The organism is Rhizobacter sp. P2_H2 (assembly GCF_056403375.1).
In genome coordinates this window covers 1-3,675 of record NZ_JBFUFP010000542.1, presented here as the reverse complement: position 1 = coordinate 3,675, position 3,675 = coordinate 1, and the positions used below count along the sequence as shown (strand labels likewise).

At 67.2% G+C, this 3,675-nt stretch carries 5 protein-coding genes; 2 read left to right on the top strand and 3 right to left on the bottom strand.

Annotated features, from left to right (window positions below; translation table 11 throughout):
* The 3 genes from AC1D15_RS22075 to AC1D15_RS22065 all read right to left on the bottom strand — a co-directional run.
* The coding region (locus AC1D15_RS22075; protein ID WP_477827650.1) for a response regulator at positions 1–405 on the bottom strand (405 nt) is incomplete at its 3' end.
* 62 nt (positions 406–467) lie between these two features.
* Positions 468–1,112 carry a chemoreceptor glutamine deamidase CheD gene (gene cheD / locus AC1D15_RS22070; RefSeq protein ID WP_465114228.1) on the bottom strand — a complete coding sequence of 215 codons (645 nt, stop codon included), beginning with the start codon at positions 1,110–1,112 and terminating at the stop codon, positions 468–470.
* A 43-nt stretch (positions 1,113–1,155) separates the two neighbouring features.
* The gene (locus AC1D15_RS22065; protein WP_047507462.1) at positions 1,156–2,013 is read right to left on the bottom strand and encodes a CheR family methyltransferase; all 858 of its coding nucleotides are present in this window, start codon (positions 2,011–2,013) and stop codon (positions 1,156–1,158) included.
* A 275-nt stretch (positions 2,014–2,288) separates the two neighbouring features.
* Here AC1D15_RS22065 and AC1D15_RS22060 point away from each other — a divergent pair, with 275 nt between their 5' ends.
* Both AC1D15_RS22060 and AC1D15_RS22055 read left to right on the top strand, forming a co-directional pair.
* Positions 2,289–2,957 (top strand): GGDEF domain-containing protein, encoded by a 669-nt coding sequence (locus AC1D15_RS22060; protein WP_465114227.1) that lies wholly within the window; start codon positions 2,289–2,291, stop codon positions 2,955–2,957.
* Positions 2,958–2,971: 14 nt separating this feature from the next.
* Positions 2,972–3,675, top strand: a 704-nt coding sequence (locus tag AC1D15_RS22055; protein ID WP_477827649.1) for an AAA family ATPase, incomplete at its 3' end; no start/stop codon positions are given.

The following is a 3,675-nucleotide window of genomic DNA, read 5'->3' as shown; positions in this document are numbered from 1 at the left end:
GATGTGGGCCTTCGATGCGATGCGCACCTTGTCGGTGATGTCCTCGGCCAGCAGGCGCAGGCCGTCGGCGACGCCGATCTTCGGCTTCGCGACGAAATCGATCGCGCCGAGTTCGAGCGCGCGCAGCGTCACGTCGGCGCCGCGCTCGGTCAGCGTGGACACCATCACCACCGGCATCGGGCGCAGCCGCATCAGCTTGCTGAGGAAGTCGATGCCGTCCATGCGCGGCATCTCGACGTCGAGCGTGATCACGTCCGGGTTCAGGTTGCGGATCATCTCGCGCGCCACCAGCGGGTCGCTGGCCGCGCCGACGCACTCCATGTCGGGCTGCCGGTTGATGATCTCGGTGAGCAGGCTGCGCACCAATGCCGAATCGTCCACCACCACCACGCGTGTCTTTGCCATGTTCGTGCCTTGCAGGGTTGTCTCGCTGTCGCTGTCGTTTGTCTTGCGTTGTTGTCGGGCGGTCAGAACAGGTCCACCGAGCCGCCGCCGGTCGCGGCGGGCACGGCCTTCTGCGCGGCGATGCGGTCCTGCTGCACCAGCGCATCGGTGTGGGCCGGCGCCAGGCGCTTGACCATCGCCTTGCCGCTGCCAGGCAGGAAGCAGACCTTGCGCGGGTAGATGTCGAGCACGTCCTTCGACACGATCGGGATGCGCTCGGTCTTCAGGTAGTCGATCACGAAGCTGGTGTTGCGCTCGCCGACGTTCATCGTGTTCATGCCGCTGATGACCTGGCCGCCGCCGAACACCTTGGCTTCCATCGTCATGCGGTTCGCGCCGCGCTTCATCATCTCGTTGATCAGCAGTTCCATCGCGTACGAGCCGTAGCGGCCCGAATCGCCGGCACCGTCGGGCAGCATGAAGTGGTTCATGCCGCCGACCTTCGCGTTGCGGTCCCACAGGCAGGCGGCGATGCACGAGCCGAGCGTGGTCATGATCAGCATGTCCTCGTCGTGCACGAAGTACTCGCCGGGCAGGATCTTGACGGCGTCGTTCCTGAAGTGCGCGTCGTAGAAGAAGAACGAGGCCTCCCCCGGCTTGCGCGGCGCGCCCTTCAGGCGCTCGAGCCGGGAGCCGGCCGCGGGGGTGTTGGAGCTGATCAAGGCCATGGTCTTTCCATATCGGCGGGCTGCGGGGGGTGCTTGAGCAGGCTCAGACCCGTTCGTAGACCGTCTTGCCGCGCAGGCGGAAGATGTCCTTGGAATCCGTGAAATTCTCCGAATGCCCGACGAACAGCAGGCTGCCGGGCTTCATCACGCCGTGGATGCGTTCCAGCACCTTGCGCTGTGTCGGCGCATCGAAATAGATCATCACGTTGCGGCAGAACACGATGTCGAACGGCTCGCCGAGCGACCAGCGCGCGTCCATCAGGTTGTGCACGCGGAACTCGATCATGCGCGCCAGCTCGGGCTTCACGCGGATGAATCCGCTGTTGTCGCCCTTGCCGCGCAGGAAGTGGGCGCGATGGTGGTTGGCGGTCAGCCCGCGCGCATCGGCCGGGTAGACGCCGCGGCCGGCGGTGGCGAGCACGTTGGTGTCGATGTCGCTCGCGATGATGCGCACCGCGCTGTGGCCGAGCGCCTCGGCGCAGGTCATCGCGATCGAATACGGTTCCTCGCCGGTCGAGGCGGCGTTGCACCAGACGCGCAGCGATTGGCCGGCGCGCGCCTTCAGGTCGGAGGCGAGCGCATGGAAATGGTGTTCCTCGCGGAAGAACGAGGTCAGGTTGGTCGTCAGGCAGTTCACGAACTCCTGCCATTCGCGGTCGGCCTGCGGGCCGCTGGCGCCTTCGAGCCACTGCAGGTAGCTTGCGAAGCTGCGCTGGCCGGTCTCGCGCAGGCGGCGCGACAACCGGCTGTAGACCATCGCCTGCTTGCCCGCATGCAGGCTGATGCCGGCGCGCTGGTAGATCAGCTGGCGCACGCGTTCGAAATCGGCAGTGCCGAAGCTGAACTCCTGGTCGGATGCGTTGCGCAACGCGGCGAGTTCGGCAGGGGACGCAGCACTCATGAAGTCTCCAGAGATCGTTCGGATGTTGTTCGAGACGGGACCAGCGGACTCCGATGCGGCCACCTTCCACGGCTTATCGGTTGCCAGTCTGGGGACCTTGAGAGGCCCCCAAGGGTTGAGATGGGTGCCAATCACCGCGTATTTCAGGAGTGGGCGTGAATATGTCCGCTGCTAGACTGAATCCATACAGCCCCGGGCTCGACGTGTCCACATCTCCAGCAGTACCCGCAACGCCTGACCCGACTCCCGCACCCCAACTGCGGCTGGCCGCAGCGTTGCAGTTGCTGGGCCAGTCGGGGCACTCGTTGCCGGATTTCGCGCAGGTGGGCCAGACGGTGTGGCTGCAGTCGGTGATCGACGCGCTGTGCGACCTGTCCAGCCGCGACGCGCTGACCGGCCTGTCGAACCGCCGCCAGTTCGAGCTCGCGCTCGCCCGCGAGATCGACCGCGTGGCGCGCGCCGGCGAGCCGGCCCTGGTGCTGATGGTCGACATCGACCGTTTCAAGATGGTCAACGACACGCACGGCCACGCGGCCGGCGACCTGGTGCTGAAGGCCGTGGCCGCCTCGCTGATGAGCTGCGTGCGGCCGATGGACACCGTGGCCCGCTTCGGCGGCGAAGAATTCGCGATCATCCTGCCCAACTGCCCGCCGGCGTTCGGCCAGATGGTGGCCGAGCGCATCCGAAGCAAGGTCGAGGGCACGCCGGTCACGGTGGCGCGGCGGCAATCGCTGTCGGTCACGATCAGCCTCGGCGGGGCGTTCGCGCCGCAGTGGGTGCGCTCGTCGGCCACGTTGTGGATCGAACGCGCCGACCAGCAGCTCTACCGCGCCAAGCGCGAGGGCCGCAACCGCGCCTGTCTCGAGCAGCCGCCGGTGTCGCTCGTCAGCGCCGAGGAGAAGGGCATGCTGTTCGGTACGTCGCAGTTCCAGGACATTGAATGAATGTTGAGCAAGCGATGAGCACCCCAGAAACCGCCGCTGCTGCCGCGCCGCCTCCCCACACGGGGCACCGTGCGCGCACGCTGGCCGTGACCAGCGGCAAGGGTGGCGTGGGCAAGACCTTCGTGTCGGCGAACCTCGCGGCGGCCCTGGCGCGCCGCGGCGAGCGGGTGCTGGTGCTCGACGCCGACCTCGGCCTCGCCAACCTCGACGTGGTGCTGAACCTGTTCCCGAAGATCACGCTGCACGACGTGTTCACCGGCAAGGCGAAGCTGGAAGACGCGATCCTGCCGGCACCGGGTGGCTTCTCGGTGCTGCTGGCCGGCTCCGGCCTGGTCGAGTATTCGCGGCTGACCGCCGAGGTGCGCGAGCAACTGCTGAAGATCATCGAGACCGTGGCGCCGCGCTACGACCGCATCCTGCTCGACACCGGCGCCGGCATCTCCGACGTGGTGCTCTACGCCGTCTCGCTGGCCGACGACGTGCTGGTCGTCGCGACGCCCGAACCCACCTCGCTGACCGATGCCTACGCGACCATCAAGGTGCTCGCGACGCAGCAGCAGCGCACGAAGATCTCGCTGGTGGTGAACCAGGTCAACCGCGCCGGCGAAGGCCGCGTGATCCGCGGGCAGCTGCAGCAGGTGGTCGACAAGTTCGTCGCGCCGCAGCTGGCCGGGCCCGATCCGTCGCTGAAGCTCGAGCTGCTGGGCGAGGTGCCGAT